At 52.1% G+C, this 26,144-nt stretch carries 14 protein-coding genes; 9 read left to right on the top strand and 5 right to left on the bottom strand.

The window, feature by feature from the left end; genetic code table 11:
• Positions 1 to 107 precede the first annotated feature (107 nt).
• Positions 108 to 338 (top strand): hypothetical protein, encoded by a 231-nt coding sequence (locus AC0QH1_RS14460; RefSeq protein ID WP_324631879.1) that lies wholly within the window; start codon positions 108 to 110, stop codon positions 336 to 338.
• Between the two features lie 132 nt (positions 339 to 470).
• Here AC0QH1_RS14460 and cysE read toward each other — a convergent pair whose 3' ends face one another.
• Together cysE and AC0QH1_RS14470 are read right to left on the bottom strand one after the other, a co-directional pair.
• Complete coding sequence (gene cysE / locus AC0QH1_RS14465; RefSeq protein ID WP_324631880.1) at positions 471 to 1,223, bottom strand: serine O-acetyltransferase; 753 nt, start codon at positions 1,221 to 1,223, stop codon at positions 471 to 473.
• A 169-nt stretch (positions 1,224 to 1,392) separates the two neighbouring features.
• Positions 1,393 to 1,878: a hypothetical protein gene (locus AC0QH1_RS14470; protein WP_324631881.1), complete on the bottom strand. Its 486-nt coding sequence runs from the start codon at positions 1,876 to 1,878 to the stop codon at positions 1,393 to 1,395.
• A 171-nt stretch (positions 1,879 to 2,049) separates the two neighbouring features.
• On the opposite strand from AC0QH1_RS14470, the gene AC0QH1_RS14475 reads away from it, so the two are divergent.
• The gene (locus tag AC0QH1_RS14475; protein WP_324631882.1) at positions 2,050 to 2,214 is read left to right on the top strand and encodes a hypothetical protein; all 165 of its coding nucleotides are present in this window, start codon (positions 2,050 to 2,052) and stop codon (positions 2,212 to 2,214) included.
• Positions 2,215 to 2,364: 150 nt separating this feature from the next.
• The gene (locus tag AC0QH1_RS14480) at positions 2,365 to 3,435 is read left to right on the top strand and encodes an ABC transporter permease (RefSeq protein ID WP_324631883.1); all 1,071 of its coding nucleotides are present in this window, start codon (positions 2,365 to 2,367) and stop codon (positions 3,433 to 3,435) included.
• 67 nt (positions 3,436 to 3,502) lie between these two features.
• Here the strand turns inward: AC0QH1_RS14480 and AC0QH1_RS14485 are convergent, their stop codons facing one another.
• Both AC0QH1_RS14485 and AC0QH1_RS14490 read right to left on the bottom strand, forming a co-directional pair.
• On the bottom strand, positions 3,503 to 4,606 hold the full coding sequence (locus AC0QH1_RS14485) for an AI-2E family transporter (protein ID WP_324631884.1): 1,104 nt from the start codon (positions 4,604 to 4,606) through the stop codon (positions 3,503 to 3,505).
• 214 nt (positions 4,607 to 4,820) lie between these two features.
• A complete protein-coding gene (locus tag AC0QH1_RS14490; protein WP_324631885.1) occupies positions 4,821 to 5,705 on the bottom strand; it encodes an Npun_R2479 family HD domain-containing metalloprotein in 885 nt (294 codons plus the stop codon).
• Positions 5,706 to 6,388: 683 nt separating this feature from the next.
• On the opposite strand from AC0QH1_RS14490, the gene AC0QH1_RS14495 reads away from it, so the two are divergent.
• From AC0QH1_RS14495 to AC0QH1_RS14520, 6 genes are all read left to right on the top strand, one after another.
• Complete coding sequence (locus tag AC0QH1_RS14495; protein WP_324631886.1) at positions 6,389 to 8,266, top strand: efflux RND transporter periplasmic adaptor subunit; 1,878 nt, start codon at positions 6,389 to 6,391, stop codon at positions 8,264 to 8,266.
• A 243-nt stretch (positions 8,267 to 8,509) separates the two neighbouring features.
• Positions 8,510 to 11,731 (top strand): efflux RND transporter permease subunit, encoded by a 3,222-nt coding sequence (locus tag AC0QH1_RS14500; protein ID WP_324631888.1) that lies wholly within the window; start codon positions 8,510 to 8,512, stop codon positions 11,729 to 11,731.
• A 258-nt stretch (positions 11,732 to 11,989) separates the two neighbouring features.
• Positions 11,990 to 12,994, top strand: a complete 1,005-nt coding sequence (pheS, locus tag AC0QH1_RS14505; protein ID WP_324631889.1) for a phenylalanine--tRNA ligase subunit alpha — start codon at positions 11,990 to 11,992, stop codon at positions 12,992 to 12,994.
• A gap of 609 nt (positions 12,995 to 13,603) precedes the next feature.
• Complete coding sequence (locus tag AC0QH1_RS14510; RefSeq protein WP_324631890.1) at positions 13,604 to 18,157, top strand: PAS domain S-box protein; 4,554 nt, start codon at positions 13,604 to 13,606, stop codon at positions 18,155 to 18,157.
• Between the two features lie 10 nt (positions 18,158 to 18,167).
• Positions 18,168 to 19,259: an ATP-binding protein gene (locus AC0QH1_RS14515; RefSeq protein WP_324631891.1), complete on the top strand. Its 1,092-nt coding sequence runs from the start codon at positions 18,168 to 18,170 to the stop codon at positions 19,257 to 19,259.
• 147 nt (positions 19,260 to 19,406) lie between these two features.
• Positions 19,407 to 21,278, top strand: coding sequence for a response regulator (locus AC0QH1_RS14520; RefSeq protein ID WP_324631893.1), 1,872 nt, complete (start codon positions 19,407 to 19,409; stop codon positions 21,276 to 21,278).
• Positions 21,279 to 21,383: 105 nt separating this feature from the next.
• On the opposite strand, the gene AC0QH1_RS14525 is transcribed toward AC0QH1_RS14520, so the two are convergent.
• A complete protein-coding gene (locus AC0QH1_RS14525) occupies positions 21,384 to 25,865 on the bottom strand; it encodes an EAL domain-containing protein (protein WP_324631894.1) in 4,482 nt (1,493 codons plus the stop codon).
• Positions 25,866 to 26,144 lie beyond the last annotated feature (279 nt).

Here is a 26,144-nt window from a genome sequence, read left to right on the forward strand (position 1 = left end):
TTTGCACTACTCAATACTCTACCACACGCCGTGAGGTATTTCCGGAATAATCTAGAATTTTCCAGTAAATCAGGCTTGAGTCATTAACAGCCTAAAGAGCGATCGCCGTGATAATATCCGCAATTCAACAAAACCTACCCCTTTTCTGGGCGATGATGGTACTGCACTGCATTATCGGCACACTCGCCGCATTTCTCGCCAAACGCAAAGGATTCAATTTTAAATGGTGGTTAGCGATCGGCTTGATTGGCGGCACCTTTGCCTTCGTCAGTGCTTGTTTCCTGCAACCCGCCTCTTCCACCCTGCTCAATTCCGCCGATAAACGCCGAGGCGGGTAACTCATCCGGGGGTTTCCAGCCGACATCGAGAAAGGGCGGGGAAACTGCACGGCCAAAAATTTAGCCCGCCGAAGCGGGCTGATTGGGTAATGTAGCGACAGAGACGACTCTGCCGCGCGATCGCTTATCCGGTCAAATCCCGGCACCATCGAGAAACTGCTGGATTTGCTTATCTTTGAGGCGACAATTCGGGGCGATCTCATTGGAATCTAACTCATGGGAGTGAACCCCCGTCAGCACCAAAGTCGGTTGCTCGGTTTGCAAGTTTTGCATTTGCTGTTCGAGGGTTTCAATGCGATCGACCAAGGTACGAATCACCGCCGCCTCCGAGTCAGGCAGTTGTCCGTGTTCCAGGGGATTGACCCGCACGCCAGAGCGATAGACGATCCGACCCGGAACCCCCACTACAGTACAATCAGAAGGGACATCGCGCAGCACCACCGAACCCGCACCGATCCGGACATTATTGCCAATTTGGATATTCCCCAGGACTTTAGCACCGGCACCCACCACCACATATTCTCCTAGGGTGGGGTGACGTTTGCCCGTTTCCTTGCCGGTGCCGCCGAGGGTTACGCCTTGGTAAATCAGGCTATAATCCCCCACAATGGCCGTTTCGCCAATCACCACTCCCATTCCGTGGTCGATAAACACCCCCTGACCGATCGCCGCCCCGGGGTGAATTTCAATCCCGGTGAAAAAGCGAGCGATATGGGACATCAGGCGCGGAATTACGGGAATGCCGATCCGATACAACCAATGGGCAACCCGGTGAAACAGTAGTGCTTGCAAACCGGGGTAGCAGAATAAAACTTCTACCCAGTTGCGAGCGGCGGGGTCACGCTCGAAGATAATTCGGAAGTCAGCTATCAGGGTATTGAGCACGCTTCGTTACCACTCTCGGCAAATTAACCACTTTCTATCTTATCGTTAAGCGGGTTTTTCCCTCTACCCCTGTCGAGAGAGTCGCGCAAATCAACCCGCCCCCCTATTTTGGAAGAGCGGGTCGATTTAACCGATGGGTGGCGGGCATCATTTGACGCTCAACCCATCCCTACTCGCTGACCATCAGGGTGTATTTGTAACGCTCTCCCGCTTCCAGAGACCCCACCCAAATCCGGTAGGTACCTGCTTCCCAGTTGCGGTCCGAGATGCTCGCATCTCGCCCGCTACTGGTATCGTCCCCACAGCGCACCATGCCCCGATTCGGTCCAAGGATCGCTAAAGTCGTATCCTCTCCGCTGTCCACCGAGACGGTTAAGCGATCGAAATCCGATGTTAATTCCATAATATGATCCGGAGTAGGGTCTCCAAACCCGAGGCAAGGTTGATTATTGCGATCGCGCGCTGACACCACCGCCGGCAAGGAGGTAGACCCCCCGGTGTACCCCGTCACCTCCGCTGATTGCGGTGAAAATCCCGGCGAAAGGGTCAATCCTTCATAATTGGCTGTTTGTGCCAACACCGGCAAGGCGCTGAACGCGATCGCCCAACCCAATAAACTCCCGCCTCTCAATTTTCCGATTCCATGTAATCCCATTTTCGATTATCCTCCTAAATTTTTAATCAATCTCGGTCTCGCACTGACTCCGAATTTCACTCTTATTTCATTCATAAACAGCGTTTGGTCTCTGTTAAAATTCTGAGTGACACTTTGGATTACTGTCCCTTTCAACTCCGCTAACTGTTCTGATTTTTGGGCAATTAAATTATGAGTGGTGTATTAGTAATGCTGGTTTTAACTATTGCCGGGTGGCTGCTTACCACCGGGTTGGTCAGTCTACCGATCGCCTTTATCCATTTTATCGGGCAAATCCCCAACTGGTTTGGCATAGCCGTAATTGTCGCCGTAATTTTGTGGGGAATAGATGAATGAATCCCACCGGAATTCAATTGCGCTATCCTCTACCTTTGGAGATGAAAAATCAAGCCGATTGTTCCTCAATAAACAATGACCAATGACCAATAAACAATGACCAATGACCAATAACTGTATCGGAATATCTGTTCGTCACAGAGGTGAAAAATGAACTGGTGGAAAAAACTGAAAAAAAACCCCTTGGCTCAGATTGGGGCGGTGTTGTTATTAATTTTTTATTTAACCGCGATCGCCGCAGAATTTGTCGCGCCATATGACCCCTATGTGTCCCAACCCGACGGATCCTTGCTACCGCCGACACAGATTTACTGGCGCAACCAAGAAACCGGGGAATTTATCGGTCCCCACGTTTATCCCACCACTCAGGGTGCAGTGGATCTAGAAACCGGCGATCGCTTGCTGAAAGTTAACTACCAAGAACCCTCTCCGTTGACATTGTTTGTCAGAGGGGACGAGTATAAACTGTGGGGTTTAATTCCCGGAGATGTCCACCTGTTTGGCACCCTCGGGCCTGCCAAATTTAACTTAATTGGCACCGACGATCAGGCCCGGGATCAATTTAGCCGTCTGGTACATGGAGCGCGGATTAGTTTATTTATTGGGTTAGTGGGGATTACCATTTCCTTTCCCCTCGGCACCATTGTCGGCGGAATTTCTGGGTATTTTGGCGGCGTTGTCGATAGTATTTTGATGCGCTTAGTGGAAGTGTTGATGACCATTCCGAGCATTTATTTGCTCGTTACTCTGACGTTAATTTTGCCAGCAGGAATTACCAGCGCCCAGCGATTTTTGTTAATTGTGGTGATTACTTCATTTGTGAGTTGGTCCGGATTGGCGCGGGTGATTCGCGGACAGGTGCTTTCCATCAAACAGCGCGAATTCGTACAAGCGGCGCGATCGATGGGAGCCAATCCATTTTATATCATCGTCCGTCACGTTTTGCCCCAAACCGCCACCTATATTATTATTGCCGCAACCTTATCCGTGCCTGGGTTTATCGTGGCGGAATCGGTGTTGAGTTTGATTGGGTTGGGCATCCAGCAACCGGATCCCTCCTGGGGAAATATGCTGTCTCTGTCTACGAATGCGTCGGTATTGCTGCTGCAACCTTGGTTGGTGTGGCCCCCGGCCCTGTTGATTATTTTAACCGTGTTGGCGTTTAACCTGCTTGGGGATGGGTTGCGCGATGCCTTGGATCCGCGCAGCGTGCAGCGGTAGGGATGTTCGATCGCTTTATTTTCCCACCCTTCCTCGTTCCCAGCAATGCTGGGAACGGGATAAATTATCAATTGTCAATTGGCAATTCTTCTGGGGGCAATTTTTTCACCAGGGGGTTATTGAAGAAACTGCCAGTTTGCGGAGGGAGGGTGGGGTCGAGGACGATTTCCACAATGCTTTTCACCACACCGGTGAGGGGGATAGCGAGGATGACGCCCAAAAAGCCGCCGACGCGCGCCCCGAGGAGCAAGGAGGCAAAAATAATCACTGGCGAGAGACCGGTGAGGTTGCCCATAATGCGCGGGGCGACTAGATTATCTTTAATTTGCTGAAAGGCGATCGCCACCGCCAGCACTTGCAGGGCGAGCCACCAGTCAATAAACGCCACGATAATGCAAACCGTGCCGATGCCCAGGGTAGCTCCCACAAAAGGAATAATTTCCAAAGCGCCGATAAACACGGCAAATAACAGGAAAAAGGGGACTTTTAGAATCCAAAACGACGGGGTGAGGGTGAGGGTCATAAACAGACCCAGAAGGAGTTGGCCGGTGACGAACTTTTGCAGATTGCGCTGCAAGGAGTTGGTGAGTTGGGTGCGGATATGGGGGGCGAAAATGCGGGTCAGATGGTGCCATAAGCGATCGCCATCCAAGAGCATGTAAAAGGAAATCACCAGAATCAAGATGAAATCCAAGAACCAATTAAAAGTGCCCACGACTAACCCGAACCCTTTAGCAGCGATCGCCTGGGCTTGAGCTTGGAAGCGTTCCACAATTTGCTGTTCTACAATTTGCACGTCAAAGGGCAAATTATGAGAAGAGCTCCACGCTTGAAACTCGGCCAATTGTTGCTGTGCCGATTGTAACAATGACGGAAAATTGTTCAACAATTGCCGCCCTTGATTGAACACCGAAGGAACCACCGTCAGGGCGATCGCCAACACCAGCAAACCGGCTGCCAGATATACGGCGATCGCCGCTATCGGGCGGGGCACCAACCGTTGCAGTCTCGCCACAGCATAGTTGAGCAAAAACGCAATTAACCCGGCGGTCACTAAAATGCTAATCAGTTCGCCCACATAACTCAGGGCATTCAGGGTAGCCCATCCCGCGATCAAAATCAGCAACCAGGTGAGTAAAAACTTTTGCAAGGGCGAAAAAATTTGAGTCATTATTGCCTTGATCTCATTTCTACGGAACGCCCGGGAAAGGTGGAGAAGTTCCGCCAACCTCCCCAGTCGCTCGGTTAACCTTTCTCGTGCAAAAGTTTAACTCGTATCCGCTTGCTTGTCAGGGTACGGGGCTTTTTACCGGGTTTGAGGGGGATGTGGGCGGTATTTTAGCTTCTCGGCGGGAAGCCCCAGTTAAGCATAAGCCCCGAAATCCTTATCCTTGTTTCACCTCTTCTTTTTGCTCTGCCTCCTGTTTGTCCTCGTCTTCCACTAAGGTTTCATGCTCGACAACGAACACATTCGAGTACAGGTTTGCCACCACCTGTTTGCCCTGCTGAGTGAGCATCAAATATGCCAGGGCATTTTTGACATAGGGATAAACCCCATACCAATAAAATTTGGGATAGTTCTTGCGTAAATCCCCCGGATGTCGATAGCCCAGGGCCTTATTCGTCCCGGTTTCTTCAAATTCATAGAACAGCGCGCCGATTTTCTTCAGGTAGCGCGGATCGCTCAGTTGCCCGATCAGGTCCGCCGCCCGAACCATCCCCGGAAAATCCACCGTATCTTGATGGTCCTCTGCTTTCGGGACCGGGAAACGAGTCAATTCGATATTGCGCTTGATTGCCTCGGCATCGATCAGCTTGTGACCCCCAAATCGTTCGTCGATAAATAGTTTGGCGCGGTCCACATGATAGGGGGTCAACCCCGCATCGCTCGCTCCGGGTGGTAGGCGGATCATCTCCCCATTTTGCCCCGTGGCATACCATCCACCTCGATCTTGGCGGCACACTCCCTTCACATAGCCAATATCGTGACAGACCAGGGAAATGATAAAATGCAGCCAATCTTCACAGGAGACCCCACCCTCGCGGATGTGTTTGCCTCGCATAATCTCCTGTCCCACCAAGGTGACGAGAATCGTGTGTTCCACATTGTGGTAAAGGGCGTCGCTGTTGGCAATATTTTCCAGCGCCATGCTTCCCGCCCAGGCAATGATATCCTCGTAGTCGGGTTTGTACCCCCCATAGGTGCGTCGATAGCCCGATCGCAGCTTTTGCACGAAGGTGTCAATTAATATTTCAGTGGCATTAAACATATTGGGTACTCGCTCGTGTTCCAGTACAATTTTCCCGATTGTCCAGGGGTTGCAAATGGTTCATACTTCTATATAATGCATCTGACCCGGTCTTGTCATGGTAGGCTCGGTGGCTCCCCTCTGCCCGATCGCCGCAATTAGACCTACAGCTTCATTCCATTTGCACCCTCCCTATTCGCCAAAACACCCGTTTCCGGAACATCAAGAATAATTCAATCGGTTTCTTAGTTTATTGTAGAGTTCAATCCGGATTGTCGATCGCTACGGGTGCAAATATCCGGAATTCCCTACAGACGAGGGCCTCGATTCCCTTCCCCGACCCTTCTATTCGCCCCATTATTTTTTTTGATGCAATAATGCAATAGGGATTTAGCCTAATTACTTATGGCTTTTTGAATTCAATTGCATGCAAGTAAATTGTAAAATTAAGACCGGGAGGGAGGGACTCCCAAAGCCGTCACCCCGCTGTCCCCAAAAATTGTGGATTTGTGATTCATTATTCACAAATTGGTAATTTGCAAGCGCCATCCGGGGGGGGTAGCGCCTCAAGGGCAGATGCAGGGGACTAAGCAAATTCACTCGGGAAGTTTCGGCTCCTCCCAGTAGAATTAAGAAAAGAAACAATTTGCAATATTTCTTAGCACTCCGTAAACTATCACGCAAAGACTGGGGGAGAACCACTCATGCCCGATCGCGCTTTCTCAGAAGTAAAACCCATTGAGTCGCAAGAAATCCACGCCGTGACACCCACACCAGACAACCTCGATCCCGACACCGAGACCCCCCCGGAGGAGGATTCACCCACCGCCTCCATCCCCTCCGAGGAAGAACTCGACTCCGACGACATCGACGAATTCGCCACCCCCCCCAAATCCAACCGGGGCTGGAAAGGGCTAATGGCGGGCATGGGAATTGGCATTGTCCTGGCGGTGGGGGGAATGCGCTTCCTGGACAAACCCGCCGCCGAAACCGCGCAAGACCCACCCCCGGCGCAAGCCCAATTAACCGCCGAATCTGCCCCCAGTCAAACCGTTACCGTCGCCACAGTGGCGCGAGCGACGGTGGGGCGAACTCTCGACGCTAGGGGCACCGTACAAGCCTATGACCTGCTTCCCGTGTTGCCCCAACAACCGGGATTGCAAATTCAACAAGTCTTGGTAGACGAGGGGGATTTCGTCAAAGCCGGTCAACCGATGGCGATTTTAGATGATGCCCTACAGCGATCGCAAATTGGCGAAGCGATCGCCCAACTCGATTCCGCCGAATCGGGCAAACTCGAACGCCAAGCCGCCGTTTCCGCCGCCGAAGCCGCCCTCTCTCAAGCCCTCGCCTCCCAATCCGAAGCCGAAGCCGCCCTGTCTCAAGCCCTAGCGGCCCAATCGGAAGCCGAAGCGGGACGCCAACAAGCCCTCGCCGCTAAATCCGAAGCGCAAGCCGCTGTTTCCCAAGCCGAAGCGGCAAAAGTGGAAGCTCGAGCCGGGCGCGAACAAGCGGTGGCGAATCTCGCCAAAGCCAAAGCAGAACTGGCGCAAGCCGAACGGGAACTGGAGCGCTACCAAACCTTAGCCGCCGCCGGTGCCATTTCTCAACAAGAACTGGATACCCGACGCACTACCGCCGAAAATGCAAAAGAAGCGGTGCGCGTCGCCGAAGCCAATATTAAAAGTGCCGACGCGCGCATTCAAAGCGCGATCGCCAATATCAGCAGTATGCAGGCAAGAGTCAGCAGCGCCGAGTCCAATATCCGCAGCGCCGAAGCCCGCCTCGAAAGCGCGATCGCCAATGTCAAAAGTGCGCGATCGCGTCTTCAACGCTCCTCCGCCAATGTCAGCAGCGCCGAAGCCCAAGTGGAAAGCGCCCGCGCCAACGTCAGCAGCGCCGAAGCCAATATCCGCAGCAGCCAAGCGCGCGTCCAACAAGTGCAAACCCAACAAGCTCGCACCACCGTGCGCGCCCCCGCACCGGGCATCGTCGCCGAACGCATCGCTCGCGTCGGGGATATCACCAGTAACTCGAAAAAACTCTTTTCTATCGTCGCCAATAACGAACTCGAAGTGCATGTGAAAGTCCCGGAAACCCAATTGCCTCAAGTCAAAATCGGCGCACCGGCAACCATTACCTCCGATGCGGATAGTCGCATCCAGGTGCGCGGTACGGTGCGCGATATCGCCCCCCTGGTTGACGAAGAAAGCCGCCAAGCTACGGTGAAAGTGCGCCTCCCGAATAATGAATTGCTCAAACCAGGGATGTTTTTGCGTGCCGCCATCACCACCAGCCAGCAAGAAGCCCTCACCGTGCCGGCAAAAGCAGTGTTACCCCAACCGGATGGGAGTGGCATGGTCTATCGGGTTCTGGATAACCGCACGGTCCAAGCACAATCGGTAGAAGTGGGAGAAATTACCGCCGCCGAAGGTACGGACCTGAGTACGGCTCAGGTGGAAATTAAAAGCGGTTTGGCTCCCGGCGATCGCCTGGTGGTGGAAGGGGCCGCCTATCTCAAAGACGGCGATCGCATCGCGATCGAACAGGAAAATCCCGTCCCCCCAAACGTAGAACTATAAACAGCGGTCATTGGTCAATTGTCATTGGTCATTGGTCATTGGTCATTGGTCATTGGTCAATTGTCATTGGTCATTGGTCAATTGTCATTGGTCATTGGTCATTGGTCATTGGTCATTGGTCATTGGTTAATAGTCATTGGTACTCCTTCAAAGGACAAAGGACAAAGGACAAAGGACAAATGACAAATGACAAACCACAAATGACAAACCACAAAAGACAAACCCCTTTATTTCCTAATTAATATGTCTTTCCACGTTTCCACTTGGTCTATTAAAAACCCCGTTCCCACGTTAGTGATGTTTCTCATCTTGACGATAGTGGGATTTATGTCATTCGGGCAACTGGGGATTGATGAAACGCCAAACATCGATATTCCGGCGGTGAGCGTCACCGTTACCCAACCGGGGGCCGGTCCGAGCGAGTTAGAAACTCAGGTGACGAAGAAAATCGAAGATGCGGTAGCGGGGTTGGGGAATATCGACGAACTGACCTCCAGCGTAACCGATGGGGTATCGACAACGACGATTAGTTTTATTTTGGGCACTGATAGCGATCGCGCCACCAATGACGTTCGCAATGCGGTCGCACAAATTCGGCAAAATTTACCCCGAGATATCAACGACCCGGTTGTGCAGCGGCTAGAATTTGCTGGCGGACCGATTATGACATATGTGGTCAGTTCCGATCGCCGCACGGTAGAAGAATTAAGCGATTTAGTGGATCGGACGATCGCGAGGCGGATTCTCAGCGTCCCCGGGGTAGCGCAAGTGAACCGGGTGGGCGGTGTAGACCGGGAAATCCGGGTGGATCTCGACCCCACGCGCCTGGAAGCCCTCGGGATTACGGCGACGGAAGTCAACGACCAAATCCGCGCCTTTAATATTAACCTGCCGGGGGGACGTTCGGAAGTTGGCGGGAGCGAACAAACGATACGCACCCTGGGATCTGCGCCCACGGTAGAGACCTTGCGACAGTATCGGATTGTCTTGCCTTCTGGGGAAGCGGTGTCCTTACAAAGTTTGGCGCAGGTGCGCGATGGGTTTGCCGAAGCGAGGCAAAGTGCGAGGTTTTGGGCGGAAAATATAGCAAGTGAGAGAAAAAAGTCCGTGGCGCGATCGCCCGAAATCGGTTCTCCCGTGGTCACCTTTTCCGTATTGCGGAGTACCGGCAGTACCCTGGTCACAGTGGAAGAAGGGGTGCGCGAGGCGGTGAGCGAACTGGAAAAAACCCTAGCGGAGGATATCGAGTTTGAACTGATCGTCACCAACGCCGACTCGATTCGGGAATCCTATCAAGCCTCCATCGATGCCCTGGTGATGGGCTGTTTGCTCACCGTGGTGGTGGTGGGGATTTTCTTGCGCGATTGGCGGGCCACCTTGATTACGGCGGTGGCCCTGCCATTATCGATTATTCCCACCTTTTTGGTGATGCGAACTCTGGATTATACCCTGAACGGGATGACCCTGCTGGCGCTGTCGTTAGCGGTGGGAAATTTAGTGGATGATGCGATTTGCATGATCGAAAATATCGACCAGCACTTGCGGATGGGGAAAAAGCCGTTTAATGCCGCAATGGATGCCGCCCGGGAAATCGGGTTAGCGGTACTGGCAACCACGGCCACGATTGTGGCGGTGTTTTTGCCGGTGGCGTTTATGGGCGGCGTGCCGGGTCAGTTTTTCCAACCGTTTGGGGTGACGGTTTCGGTGTCTACCATGTTCTCGACCTTGGTGGCAACGACGATGACGCCGATGCTGAGCGCCTATTTGCTAAAAGAGAAGCCGAGGACTGTGGCCAATATACAAGACTCGGCTAACGGGCAGAATGGCAATGGCACGTCGCGGCCTAAAGTGCGAAACGGGGGCTTTCATCCCTATCGGAGCGCTCTCACTTGGGCGCTGAAGCATCGGATTACCACCTTGCTGATTGCGGTAGCGTTGTTTATCGGCAGTTTGCAGTTGGTGCCCTATATCCCCAAGGGACTGTTTAGTAGTGGGGATACGGGACTGAGTGTGGTCAATATCGAGTTGCCTCCCGGGTCTACCCTGGAGGAAACCGATCGCGTGGCGCAACGGACGATGGGGCTGTTGCAGGACAATCCCGGGGTGGAAAGCGTGCTGGCGACGGCGGGTACCGGCGGCGCGAGTCGCGAGGTAAATAAGGCCACGTTGTATGTAAATTTGCTGCCGGAGTCGGAACGGGAGTTGTCTCAGCAGGAGTTCGAGCAGGAAATGCGGAGCCAGTTTGGCGCGATTCCCGGGGCGAGAGTGAGCTTTCAGTCTTCCGGGGCTGGGGGCAGCAGTAAGGATTTATCGATTGTGCTAAAAAGTGAAAATCCGCAGGCGCTGAAGGAAGCGGCGGATGCGTTGGAACGGCAAATGCGCGAGATTCCCGGGTTGGTGGAGGTGTCTTCCAGTGCGTCGTTGGTGAAACCGGAGATATTGATTGTGCCGAATCCGCAACGGGCGGCGGATTTGGGGGTATCGGTGCAGGCGATCGCGCGTACTGCCTCTCTGGCGACGATCGGCGATAATGAGGCAAATCTCGCGAAGTTCGATTTGAGCGATCGGCAAATTCCGATTCGGGTGCAGTTGGCGCAAAAGTATCGGCAAAATCTCGATACGTTGCGAAATATCCAGATTCCCAGTCAAACCGGGCAGTTAGTGCCGCTTTCAGCAGTGGCGAGCATTACGATCGGCAGCGGTCCGGCCCAGGTGGAACGCTACGATCGCGCTCGTCAAGTGGTAATGGAAGCCAACTTGCAAGGCATTTCTCTCGGAGATGCCCTGGAAAAGGTACAAGCTCTACCCGCGATGGATTTACCTGCCGGTGTGGAACAGCAATCCTCCGGGGATGCGAAAATTATGCAGGATATTTTCGGTCGCTTTCTCGGGGCGCTGGGATTGGCGGTGCTATCGATTTATGCAATTTTGGTGCTGCTGTACAATAACTTTTTGTATCCCCTGACGATTATGGTGGCGTTACCCCTGTCGATTGGCGGCGCGCTGCTGGGCCTGATGGTGGCACAAAAAGAGTTGGGATTGTTTGCCCTGATCGGGATTGTCATGCTGATGGGGTTGGTGACGAAAAATGCGATTTTGCTGGTGGATTGTACCTTAGCGAATCAGCAGCAAGGGATGAAGCAGTTTAAGGCGGTGGTGCAGGCGGGGGTGTCTCGCTTGCGTCCGATTTTTATGACGGCACTTTCTACCATTGCGGGCATGATGCCGATCGCCCTGGAAATTGGTGCGGGGGGTGAGGTGCGCTCTCCAATGGCGATCGCGGTAATCGGCGGCTTCTCCACTTCTACCATGTTGACCTTAGTGGTCGTGCCGGTACTGTTTACTTATGTAGATGGATTCTGGCGCGGGGTGGTGGGCTTGTTTACCGGCGAGTTTGCCCGCCGTCGCAAGTTACGCCCTGTATCATCCAAGAAAAAGCAAAAGCCAATCCGAGTGGTGAAGTAGCGGTAGGCTGCGTGACTCCCCCTCCCCCACCTGGGGGAAAATCGCCCACTGAAATGGGGGAGTCACGCACCACCCCCATAAATGGGAAAGTCTCCCGATAAGACATAGTTTGGCCAATTCTATTTCTAGTTTAAGACAAAAAAGGCAATTTCAGTCAAGGAAGGAATTTTTCCCGGCATGGGAAAAAAGGAAAAAGCGATCGCGGATTAAAATCACGCTAAACTCAACAAAGCGGGACAATTGGATTGATAATTTTGCATGACTACTCAGCTCACCGATTTGGAGACGCAACTCCAAACGCTCCGCACTGAAGCCATCGGAGCGATCGCCTCTCGGGAAAACCTAGAGCAACTCGAACAACTGCGGGTCAACTACCTGGGTAAAAAAGGGCAGCTCTCCCAAATTTTAAGAGGGATGGGCAAACTCGACCCCGGGGACAGACCGCGCATTGGTGCCCTCGCCAACGAAGTAAAAGAAGCCCTGCAAAGCGAGCTAGAGCAGCGCCACAACGCCTTGCTCAGCGCGCAAATCGAAGCGCAACTGAAAGCGGAAACCCTGGATGTGACCATGCCCGGGGTGTATCGTCCTCAAGGAAGAGTTCACCCCCTCAACGAAGTCATCGATCGCGCGATCGATATTTTCGTCGGGTTGGGCTACACTGTCGCCAGCGGACCGGAACTGGAAAGCGACTATTATAACTTCGAGGCACTGAATACACCGGCAGACCATCCGGCGCGGGACATGCAGGACACCTTTTACCTCCCCGATGGCAATCTGCTTCGCACCCATACCTCCCCGGTGCAGATTCGCTACATGGAGAAGCACGAACCTCCCTTGCGAATTGTGGCCCCCGGGCGGGTGTACCGACGCGACACCGTAGATGCCACCCACGCCGCCGTATTCCATCAAGTGGAAATTTTAGCCGTGGACAAAGGCATTACCTTCTGCGATCTCAAAGGCACCCTGAAAGAATTTGTCCGCCAAATGTTCGGGGTGGATTTGCCCTTGCGCTTTCGTCCCAGTTATTTCCCCTTCACCGAACCTTCTGCAGAAGTAGACGTGCAGTGGCAAGGGAAATGGTTGGAAGTGCTCGGGTGTGGTAGCGTAGATCCGAACGTGCTGAAAGCCGTGGGTTACGACCCCGAAGTTTACACCGGATTGGCAGCAGGGTTCGGTGTGGAACGCTTGGCAATGGTGCTTTATGAAATCGACGATATCCGTCGGGTTTATAGCAGCGACTTGCGCTTTTTGCAACAGTTGTAAGCGCGGGCAAACGAAGAAAATAGCACCGTAATTCTTGCCGAAAATCGGTGCGGAATCTAGCGGGCAGGGTGGGGTAAAAATAGCTTCATCCTGCCGTTCAATTCCAGTTTTTTAATCGGAAATTACCGAAATCGGTGCGGGAGTGGCGCGATCGCCTATCCGGCAGTGTATTAAATCAAGCCTGGGTTAATCAAGCCCGCCCTGCAATTTGGTCGAGCCTTGCTACCCCCTTAAAAGAAAAAACGAATCTGAGACGAATCCCTCGCCGTTTAGGTTCCTCAAAACCGCTCTAACTGTTCCCTGTTTTCTAGCTGAAGCGCCACCCTTTGGTTTTATGCAGCAACTCAAACCTCAAGCCCATCGGGGAGATGGCCACATTCTCCCAGAAAACCGGAAACCATCGCTCTCGATTGCCATAATATGCTATGATTACTTAAACCAACCCCTCAAAACCAAAATTATTTTTCAATCAGTGAAATTACGAAATCTAAGCCAATTTCTCCTAAATTATCCGCCAGAGAACAGGGAAAAAAGCTTGGCTGCCTGTGCGATAGAGAGAGCAATTTTTCTCTGACTATAAAATATGTATTGCAAGTACAAAATAACCCGATGTTAACGAAAAGTTCTATTTTAAACCCCTTAGTACACAATTCTCCCGCTATCGACAGAGACCCCCTGTTGCTGTTGCCAAATACGCCACTCACGGAAGCGGTGACGCGCATGAGTCAGAAGCGAACCAGTTGTGGTTTAGTGGTAGAAGAAAACCTTCGCTTAGTGGGGATTTTGACCGAACGAGATATTGTCAGAATGACCGCTGCAGGGATGGAGTTAGAAAATGTGGAAGTCGAGGCGGTGATGACCCGGGATCCGCTGGCGATTTGTCTGTCCCAACCCCGGGATATTTTTGCCATTTTATCCCTGATGCGCCAGCACAAAATTCGTCATTTACCGGCGATCGATGACGAGGGTCGGGCGATCGGGGTGATTAGGCCGCGCAGTATTCGCCAATTGCTGCATCCTAGGGATTTGCTCAAGCTCAGACGAGTGGAGGAAGTGATGAGTCAGCGGGTGATTCACGCGCCCCCCACGGCGTCGCTGTTAGAAATTATCCAGACAATGGCCGATCGCCGGGTGAGTTGCGTGGCGATCGCCCAACCGATTACCCCCGGGGATCCCGACTCCGCAATGGTGCCGGTGGGTATCTTGACCGAACGCGACATCGTGCAGTTTCGCGCATTGGGGCTGAATTTAACCGCCACCGAGGCCCAGGCGGTGATGAGCGCCCCCTTATTGCCCATTCAAACCAGCGATTCCTTGTGGGAGGCGCATAAATTGATGGAATCCCATTTCATCCGACGGTTGGTGGTGATGAACGAGGAAGGCACCCTCGCCGGGATTCTCACTCAAAGCAGTCTTTTAGAAGCCCTGGATCCGGTAGAACTGTATGCCAGCCTCGACATTGTGCGACAAGAATTAGACCGGTGTACCGCACAATTGCGAGAGGCAAACCAGCGCTTGCAACGGGGAATCGAAGAGGGCATCCAAGCCCAAAAAGCCCTGGAGAAGCGAGAACGGGAATTTCGGGCATTGGTAGAAAATGCGCCGGATCTCATCGTGCGATTCGATCGCCACTGTCGGGTTTTATACGCAAACCCCAGTTTTGCCCGCGCGCTCGATCGACCCAGTGGCGAGATTATCCATCGCCCGGTTGGCGAAGTGGAAACCCCCGAAATCGCCCTGCGGTGGGAGGAAACCGTGCGCCAGGTATTCGAGACGGGGCAAGAAAAAACACTGGAACTGGAAAGAGCAAATGGGCAAACAACGGAATACTACTCCTGTCGCGTGGTACCGGAATTGACCGAAGAAGGTGAGATAACATCGGTGTTAGCGATCGCCCGGGAGATTGGCGCGCGCAAACAAGTGGAAGCCGCCCTGCAAAAAAACGAGCAACGGTTGCGGGGGATTTTTAATTGTAGTTTCCAATTTATGGGCGTTTTGGAACCCGATGGTACCTTAATCGACGCCAATAAAACCGCCCTGGAATTTGTCGGTGTCGCCTTAGAAGATATCCTCGGACTGCCATTTTGGGAAACCCCTTGGTGGCGGAAGTCTCGGGAGATACAACGACAGTTACAAGCGGCGATCGCCCGGGCGGCCCAGGGAGAATGCTTGCGGTATGAAGTAGAAGTGATGGGCGCGCGAGATTGCACCATTACCATTGACTTTTCCATTAAACCCGTCCTCGACGATAGCGGGAATGTCATCCTGATCGTTCCCGAAGGACGCGACATCAGCGATCGAAAAATATTCGAGCAAAAATTACAGAAACAAACCGTTGCCATTGCCAAAGCAAACGATGGCATTGCCATTTTAGATAGGAACGACAAATACGCTTACTTAAACGACGCTCACGCTCAAATATTTGGCTACAACAGCGCCGAAGAACTGTTAGGAAAAAGCTGGCTCGAACTTTACGACGCAGCCGAAGGCCAACGGTTAACTGATGAAATGGTTTCCCTGTTATTAGAACAAGAGTATTGTCGCACCGAAGCGATGGGACTGCGCCGCGATGGCACCTGTTTCCCCCAAGAAGTCTCCGTAACCCGGCTGGAAACGGACGAGAAGATTTGTATTGTCCGAGATATCAGCGAGAGAAAAGAAGCAGAAAAAGCCATGCGAGATAGCCAGGATTTTATCGAAAAAGTGGCGTTATCTTCTCCGAATCTGCTCTATATTTACGACATAAAAGCAGAGCGCAATGTGTATGCCAATCGGGAAATTTCCGAAATGCTCGGATATAAGCCGCAAGAAATTCAAGACATGGGCACGGATATTCTGCCTCAGATTATTCACCCGGAGGATTTACAGAAGCTTCCCGCCCATTTTCAACAATTCGATCGGGCGGAAGACGGGGAGATTTTTGAGTTAGAATATCGGGTGAGAGATGCCCGAGGAAAATGGCGCTATCTTTTGAGCCGAGAAACCCTATTTACCCGCAATCCCGATGGCACGGCGAAACAGTTGCTCGGAACCGCAACGGATATCACACAGCGCAAGCACGCCGAAGCGGTTTTGCGCGAAGCGGCAGATCGGGAAAAAGCCATATCAGTCGCCATAGAACGCATGCGGCGATCGCTGGATATCGAGGTCATTTTTAACGAGACGACCTTTCAATTGCGCCGAGTGCTAAACTGCGATCGGGTGGCCATTTATCAGTTTAATCCCAACTGGAGCGGGGAATTTGTCGCCGAATCAACCGCACCGGGCTGGGTTTCCGTGCTAGAAATGCAGCAAAATGGTTCGACTTCCGTTCCGCCACAATTTGTGGAAAACGACAATTGCCAGGTGAAAAGTTTGATTGGCTTTCCCCAGGTTTGGGAGGATAGTTATCTCAGCGAAAGGGCGGTGGATAAATTAGCCACCCATCAGGAAGCGTTAGTGGTAGAAAGCATTTACGATCGCGGATTTAGTGAGTGTTACATCGAACGGTTAGAACAACTTCAAGTCAGAGCCTATATTATCGTGCCCATTTTTTGCGGCGATCGACTCTGGGGATTGCTCGCCGCCTATCAAAATTCCGGGGCGCGCCAGTGGAAAACCAGCGATAGTAATATTGTCCTTCAAATTGGGGCGCAGTTGGGCGTCGCATTGCAGCAAGCGCAATTGCTGCAACAAACGAAAGAGCAATCCCAGGCGCTGCAGGAAGCCGCGATCGCCGCCGATACTGCCAACCAAGCCAAAAGCGAATTCCTCGCCAATATGAGCCACGAATTGCGAACCCCCCTGAATGCCATTCTCGGCTTTACCCAACTGATGAATCGCGATCGCACCTTGAGCGGCGAACACCAGGAATACTTGCAGATTATCAATCGCGCCGGCGAACACCTGCTCGAATTAATCAACGACATCCTGGAAATGTCAAAAATCGAAGCGGGAAAAATTGTCTTCAATGAATCCACCTTCGACCTGCACTCTACCCTCCATACCCTGGAAGAAATGCTGCGCTTAAAAGCGGTTTCTAAAGGCTTGCAGCTCAATTTTGACCTCGCGCCAGACATTCCCCAATGGGTGAAAACCGATGAAGGAAAATTGCGGCAAGTGTTAATTAATTTGATCGGAAATGGGATAAAATTTACCCAAACAGGAGAGATTACCGTGCGGGTTCGCTTAGCAGACTCATCCCGCGCCAGCCAGTCAAAACCCACGGTTTCATCCCCCGAATCTCACCTAGATTTTGAAATCGAAGACACCGGTCCGGGAATTGCCCCAGCAGAGATGCCTCGGCTATTCGAACCATTCGGGCAAACCCAAACTGGTCGCCAAACCCACTCCGGAACCGGCTTGGGATTGCCCATCTCGCAAAAATTCATAGAAATGATGGGCGGCGAGATTTCGGTCAAGAGCGTTGTGGGTCAAGGGAGTGTGTTTGGCTTTCGGATTGCGATCGCCCCGCCGGATCCGAGTCAAATGAAAGCTCCGCAATCCCACCGTCAAATTATCGGTTTAGCCCCCAACCAACCCCCCTATCGCCTCTTAGTGGTGGATGACGTCAGAGACAGTCGCCAGTTTTTAGTGGCCCTGCTCACATCGATTGGCTTTCCAGTGCGCGAAGCCGAAAACGGACGAGAAGCTTTGGAGGTGTGGGAAACCTGGGAACCGCATCTGATTTTCATGGATATGCGAATGCCGGTGATGGATGGGTATGAAGCCACCCGCCGCATTAAACGCAGCGATCGCGGACAAGTCACCATCACCATCGCTCTCACCGCTAGCGCCTTTGACAGCGATCGGCAGCAGATTTTAGCCGCCGGATGCGACGACTTCATTCGCAAGCCGGTGCGACAAGAAATCCTCCTCGAATCCCTCACCAAACATTTGGGCGTAAAATATCTTTATGAAGCCGAAAACCAGGCGGAAAAAAGCGAATCTCCAGAGTGCGAAACCCTTCTCGATCCCGCAGATCTGACTCCCCTTTGCGCTCAAATGCCAGCCGATTGGCGGACAAGGGTTCATATCGCGGCGTCTCAAGGCACCGATGATGAGATTTTGGAGTTACTGGCGGAAATTCCGGCAGAACTGGCTCCTTTGAGCAATGCACTCAGAGATTTAGCTTATAATTTCCAGTTTGAAACCGTGATGGCATTGACCCAGGACAATGAATAAGGGACTCATAATGATGAACGGTGTGGATCTGTCAAATAAAGATATTTTGATTGTAGACGATAACCCGGATAACCTGCGGATTTTGTCCTCGATTCTGCTCGCTTGGGGGTGCAAAGTCCGCAAAGCTTTATCCGGGCAAATGGCACTAAAAATTTGCGAAACTGTCTCGCCGGATTTGATTTTACTGGATATTATGATGCCGGAAATGGATGGGTATGCCGTTTGTCAGCAATTAAAAGCATTGCCCAACATGGCGAATGTTCCGGTAATTTTTATTAGTGCGCTCAATGAGGCGATTGACAAGGTAAAAGCGTTTGATGTGGGCGGGGTGGATTACATTTCTAAACCGTTTCAGGTGGAGGAAGTATTGATTCGCATCGCCCATCAGCTCAGAATTCGCCAGTTAACTGAAGAGTTACAGCGATCGAATGCGGATTTGGAACAATTCGCCTATATTGCCTCCCATGACTTGCAATCCCCCTTGCAGGCAATTGTAGGGAATGCGGATTTGTTGAGTTGGAAATATGAGGATCGATTGGGGGCGGATGGCGATCGCTATGTGGAGCAAATTATCCAGTCCGCATTTCGCATGAAGCAGCTCATCGAAGACTTGCTCGACTATTCCCGCATCGGTACCGCTTCGCGGCGTTGGAGTACCATTGATTGTCAGGAAGTGTTAGCCGCCGCTTTGTCGAATTTGAGTGCAGAAATTGCCCAGAGTGACGCGCGAATTACTCATTCTGAACTGCCCACAATCCTCGGCGATCGCACCCAACTCATGCAGCTTTTTCAAAACTTAATCGGCAATGCAATTAAGTTTCGCCGTCGCGATGTTATCCCCACCATCGAAATTTCCGCAACGCCCCATCATAAAAGTGAATGGCTGTTGCAAGTTAAAGATAATGGCATCGGAATCGAAAGCCAACAATGCGATCGCATTTTTGAAGTGTTTCAACGCCTGCATTCTACCGGGGAATATCCCGGAACCGGCATCGGTTTGACAATTTGTAAAAAAATTGTCGAACGTCACGGCGGGAAAATTTGGGTCGATTCCCAGCTCGGATGCGGCACTCAATTCTATTTTACCCTACCCCAAACCTAATTGACTTCTTTTTCCTTCAGTTGTTAAAATATCCCCACCGGGCTACCTCAACAAATCGGCAGCTCAAAGTTGACCGCTCTCCCTCTTATCCGATCCACGGGTGGTAATTTGCATTTTCGTCAATCCAATTATTATTTCAACTTTACCATGAACTTAGAAAAAAATTTAGCCAATGCCGGACATATTCTTGTCGTAGACGATCGCCCCGATAACGTGCGGGTTTTGGCGGGCATTTTGACCCCAGAAGGCTACAAAGTCCATAAAGCCGTAACCGGGAAAATGGCCCTCACCGCCTGTGAAACTGTCCCCGTAGATTTGATTCTCCTCGACGTGATGATGCCAGAGATGGATGGGTACGAGACTTGTCAGCACTTAAAAAATAACCCGAAAACGGAACAAATTCCGGTGATTTTTATCAGTGCGCTCAATGACGTTTTGGATAAAGTAAAAGCCTTTGAAGTGGGCGGAGTGGATTATATCACTAAACCCTTCCAAGACAAAGAAGTTTTATCGCGGGTGGAAACCCACCTGCATTTGCGCCGACTGCAAAGCAGCCTGGAAGAGAAAAATAATTCCCTCCAACGGGAAATCCAAGAGCGAGAAAAAATTCAATCCGAATTAGAGTTAAGCGAAGCCAAAAATCAAAGCCTTTTGAGAGCGATTCCCGATTTGATGCTTCGCATTAGCGCCGAGGGAACTTTATTGGATTATCGCCTTGCCAAAAATCAGCCGATCGCCAGGGATATTTCCCCCGAGGAGAAACATGCAGACACCCCGATGCACAATGCGGTGATTTTCCCGATCGCCGATCCCCTCTCCAAAGACAGCGCGATCGGCAAATATGTCTCCGATACCTTACCCAGCGACCTCGCAATCTGGGTGTTATACTACGTCGAGCAAACTCTGCGCGCCTCTCGAGTCCAAATTGGCGAATACATGCAACAAGTAAATGGCAAATGGCACGCCTATGAGGTGAGGTTTGTCACAAGCGGTCCGCATGAAGTGCTCGCGATCGCCCGGGATATCTCCGATCGCAAGCAAGCTGAAGCCGCACGACTCCAGGCCCAAGCCTTAATTCAAACCCAAAAACAAGAACTCGAACAAGCCTTAACCCAACTCAAACAAGCTCAAACTCAACTGGTCCAAAATGAAAAAATGGTCGGATTAGGCCAACTCGCTTCCGGTATTGCCCACGAAATCAACAATCCCGTTAGCTTTATCTACGGCAATATTACCCATGTTTCTGCTTATTTTCAAGACTTACTCGAACTCATCGAACTATTTCAGCAAGAATGCCCCCTTACTTCTACCGTAGAAGACTCCATCCAACACATCGATTTAGAGTTCATCACCAGCGATATTAAAAATCTGCTAAACTCGATGAAATCTGGCTCCGAGCGCATCCAGAAAATCGTCCTGTCTCTGAAAAATTTCGTCCGCCTCGATGAATCTGAAATGAAATCCGTGGATATCCACGACGGAATTGAAAATGCCTTAACCCTGTTACAACATCGCCTCGGACAATCCCACAACCACTGCGCTATTCACGTCAAAAAAGACTATGGCCATTTGCCTAAAGTGACTTGTTATCCCAGTCAGCTCAATCAAGTGTTTATGCACTTACTCAATAATGCGATCGATGCTCTAGAGTCATCAGTCACTGGTCATTCGTCATCGGTAACAGCTTCAAATGACAAAGGACAAATGACCAATGACCAACCCCAAATGACCATTCACATTTGCACCGAAGTCACCCCAGATAACAACGCCGTGCAAATCGCGATCGCGGATAATGGGCCGGGGATACCCGAATCGAGGCGATCGCGGTTATTCGATCCATTTTTTACCACCAAACCGGTGGGGTCGGGTACTGGTTTGGGATTATCGATTAGCTATCAGATAGTCGTGCAAAAACATCACGGCGAGTTAACCTGTTCTTCCACCCCCGGACAAGGCGCGAAATTTACCATCGAAATTCCCCTAAACCGGGAAAAGGCATCGCAGAGGGGAGGGGATTAATCTGAGATAATTGTCCCACCTTTGGGCGGGCGATCGGGGCGAGTGAATCGGCAAGATTCCTCCTGGAAATCCTGTGGTCATCCGCCCCAACAGGGATGAAGATTGTCAGTTATTTTGCCCCCAAAGTCCATCCCGAAGCAATTGGGTTGCGCCTTCAGCATCCAGGGGACGACTGAACAGATAGCCCTGCATATCGTGACAGTTTAACTGTAGCAAACAATCCCGTTGCGCTTCTGTTTCCACCCCTTCTGCTACCACCTTCATGTGTAATTGTTCTGCCAGAGTGATAATGGCGGAAACGATAGCATAATCTTTAGATTGCTTGGCCAAATCTCCCACAAATGATTGATGAATTTTAATCATTCGGAACGAGAATTTTTTCAAGTAATTTAAAGAAGCATAACCGATGCCAAAATCATCGATCGCGGTAGAGACGCCCATTTGCTGCAACTGAGTCAAAACCTCCACGGTTAAGTTAGCATCTTGCATAGCGGTAGTTTCGGTAATATCCAATCCCAACCATTGGGAATCCAAGGCGGTGGTGCGTAAAACTTGAGCGATCGCCTCCACCAAATTCGGTTGTTGAAACTGTCGCGCCGAAAGATTGACCACCATTCGCACTGGTGGCAAACCGGATTCCCGCCATTTTTGATGTTGAGCGCAAGCGGTTTCCAATACCCAAAGACCCAAGGGTAAAATCAAGCCATTTTCTTCTGCCAAGGGCATAAATTTATCCGGTGGAATCACGCCCAACGTGGGATGTTGCCAGCGCAGTAAGGCTTCCATTGCGGTAATTTTCCCGGTGTGAAGATTCACCTGGGGCTGATAGTAAATCAGAAATTCCTGAGTGGAGAAAGCGGTATGCAGGTAATTATCAAGCACCCACAACTCCGAAGCCTGAGAATTCATTCCCGGTGCATATAACTGATAGTCATTGCGCCCTTGTTCCTTGACGCGGTATAATGCTATATCGGCATTTTTAATCAAGGTTTCCGCATCGTGGGCGTCGCTGGGATAGAGAGCAATGCCGATACTGCCGGTAATATAGAGTTGATTGCCCTCGATATAAAAAGCGGGGCGGAGACATTCCAGGAGGCGTTCGGCGATTTGTGCGGCATCTTCAGGGGTACTGAGGCGATCGAGCAGGAGAATAAATTCATCCCCGCCCCAGCGGACGATAATATCCTCTTCCCGCAGGCAGTTTCGCAGGCGGACCGAAGCGCGTTCGAGCAATTCGTCCCCGATCGCGTGACCGAGGGTGTCGTTGATAATTTTAAACCGATCCAAGTCGAGGAACATCACTGCCACTTGGTGCCCGCAAATGCGAGCGGTTTCCAACGCCAGGGGCAAGCGTTCGTCGAGGACCTGACGGTTAGGCAACCCAGTGAGGCGATCGTGATAGGCTTGATGACGAATGATTTCTTCTTGGTAATGGCGCTGTAGGGCACCGCCGATACTAGCGGCGATCGCGATTAAAATCGATTCTTCGCTTTTCGACCAACTGCGGGGCGATCGCGTAGCATCAAATCCAATATACCCCCAAAATTCCCGTTCCACCAAAATCGGCACCATCAGCATCGACTGAGTGCCCTCTGCCTGCAAGCTCGCGCGTTCTCCCTCCGGCGCTGATTGTGCGAAAATGGCGCGGGGGTTCCCCAGGCACAACGCCTCCAACGCGCTAGAATTTTCGCCAATTGTATAACTTCCCTCCCGTTTGGCCGATACGCGATCGTTGCAGCGCCACTGGAACCGCACGATAAACTCGCAAGCCCGAACTCCCTCAAAATTAGCACAATTAGCTGCCAACTCCCGACTGTCGGGATGGCAAATGTTACCCAATTCGTGAGAAATAGAGTGATGGTTTGGATTGCTTCGGCGAGCGATCGCCTCGCAGATATACACTCGTTCCACCCCCGCCGCCGTGCCCAGAGTCGCCAATGCCTTCATCACCGCCTCGGGCATACTCAGTTCCGTGAGCAAATGATTCATTGCCTCCGCCACGCCCAACAGCAAACTATCGCGCTGGTGCAGTTCCGCTTCCGCTTGCTTGCGCTGGGTAATATCCACCACCGTTCCTTCATACCCCAGCAATCGGCCATTCGCATCCCGAATTGTGCGGGCACTTTCCGAAATCCAAATCGTGCTGCCATCGCGGCGATAAACCCGAGACTCGAACCCCCACACTGCTTCCCGTGCTTGTAACAATCGGCGAAACTCCTGTCGGCGTTGCGGATCCACGTAGAGCTGATGCTCGATATCCGTCAATTGTGCCATTAACTGTGCTGGCGAATCATAGCCATAAATCCGGGCTAACATCGGATTCGCCGTCAAGTAACGGCCCGCCGGCGTGGTTTGAAAAATCCCTTCCACCGCATTTTCAAAAATGCTGCGATATTTGCGCTCCGCCTGTCGCAAAGCCGATTCCGCCTGCTTGCGCTGATAGTAACTCGACATCATTTGACCGATAACGCGCAACAAATGCACATCCCCCGGAGACCATCGACGTTGTTCCCTCGCGTCCAATCCGATAAATCCCCACAGAGTGTCGGAGGGGGAATAAATCGGCACCAGCAGCACAGCGCGAGCATGAAGCCGCCGCAACAGTGCTTTTTCCGCACGAGCTGTCGGTGGGAGTTCGTCCACCTCCTCAATCGGGCAAATTTCCCCCGTGAAGAGCTGCTGCATTAACCAGGGAAACTGGCGCGGGTCCAGATAAACATTGGCCTCGCTTTCTGCCTCCTGGTCTCTGTCGCACCACTGATAAATCTGGCTCATACTTCTGCCATGCTCGTCCAGGGAAAAGATATACGCCCGATTCACCCGAGCCGCAATGCCCAGCAGTGCCAGAATTTTGCCGAAATCCGGTTCCCGGGAGGAGACAAACAAGCGGGAAATTTTAGATAAAGCGGCTTCGATCAGCAGTCGGTGGTGCAGTTGTGACTCGGCTTGCTTGCGTTGTGCGATGCTGCGCGAATTCACCACGATGCCTTGGATCGTGGGGTCGTCGAGTCGGCGATTGCTCACCGATTCGATATCGATCCAACTGCCATCGGCATGACGAAAGCGATACTCGATCGCAGCAGTTGCCGAAGGGGAAGGGGCAGGGGGGATAGCACAATCCGTCTGTGCGGGGCGATCGTCCGGGGGTGAGGCGGGGGGCGTCAACAGCACATCGGCAACCGCCGATCGGTCTTCTGGGTGGACGTACTCTAACCAATTTTGCCCCACGAGGGTTTCTGGGTTGTATCCCAAGAGGCGATCGAGGGAAGAAGAACCATACTCAATGGTGCCGTCAGCGGCGAGAATCGCGATAATATCTGAGGAATTTTCCACTAATGCGGCGAAGCGAGCTTCAGCTTGTTTGCGTTGGGTGATATCGATCGCCGTGCCTTCGTAACCGAGAAGCACGCCGTTGGCATCCCGGATCGCCCGGGCGTTTTCGGCGATCCAAATAATGCTGCCATCTTTGCGATAGCACTGCGACTCAAAGTTCCACAAGGCATCGTTTTCTTCCAGCAGGCGCTTGAATTGGGCGCGACGATTGGGATCCACATACAGTTGATGCTCGATGTCGGAGATTTCCCGGATTAATTCAGCGGGAGAGTCGTAGCCGTAAATCTGAGCTAAGGTGGGATTGACCAGCAGGTAATGCCCCTCGGGGGTGCTTTGAAAGATGCCTTCGATGGAGTGTTCGAACAGGCGGCGATATTTTTCTTCCGCTTGACGCAAGGCTTCTTCGGATTGTTTGTGTTGAATCACCGCACCGAGATGGGTGGAAATCTCGCAGATGAGTTCCACCATGCGGCGATCTTCCGGGCGCGATTTGAACGTGAAGAATTGCAGCACGGCGATCGCCCGATTCTCCGCCACAATCGGCACCGCAAAGGTGGCTTTGAGGCCGATTTTGCGCCCTAGGCGAACCTGGGGAAACACAGATGGCGAGAGTTGGGAAATATCCGGCACCCATTCTGGTTGTTTTTGCACCCACACCCGTCCGGGAAGTCCCATCCCGGGGAGAAAGCTAAGGGTTTCCCTGTGCTGTCTGAAGTGTTCTAATCCGGGAAATGCCTGGGGGTCTCGGTGTGCCTGAGGCCCGTAGTCAGTTCGCCTGCATTGCAGATAGCCGGTTTGCGGGTTGAATTCCCACGCTTCTCCATAATCCCACCCGCTACTTTGGCACACTTGTTGCACGGCTAAGTTTAAGGCGCTGTGAAAATCGTCGGCTTGTGCGAGTTTTAAGCCGATGGTTTGCAATTGCAATAAAGACGCTCGATTCGGCTGGCGCACCACTTCCAGAGATTGGGTTTGGTGGATGGATTGGCACAGGCTCATAATGGCGGTAATGCTTTTGTTTTGGTGTTCCACGGGTATTCGTTTGACTCTGACGGTTTGGGATTGGCTGTTTGTCGAGGACGCGATCGCTCCATTTCCTTTGGATAATCTGCCGTTTTCCCTTTCTCGATGCACCCCCGGGTGGAACTGCTGGAAAACCGCGCCCTGGATTGACCGATGTTGCGGTGAGGGAGGACGGGTTCTCGGGGGTGCAGCACGGCTTTCGGCGCTTCCCCACTCTTCCCCCCGATACACCTATTTCTGACTGCACCCATTTGGCGGCTGGCGGTTGAAATAGCAACCTCCCGAAATTCCCCCCGTCGGGGGTCGCGACCTCTCTACCCCCGGTGATGGGTTAAGGCCGATTTTCCCTTTCCAGGCGGTCTAATGAGCGCTCTAAACCTGCCGGCAGACTCTCGGCGGCTGTCGTGCTGCGTGGTTCGGCCATACCTGGGTTGACCCACCTCCTGCTTCGCTTTGCGGTCCGACATCTGGAACATCGAGGATCGATCCAATTAAAATCTACTCTTAACC

This window comes from Phormidium sp. CCY1219, assembly GCF_055795085.1.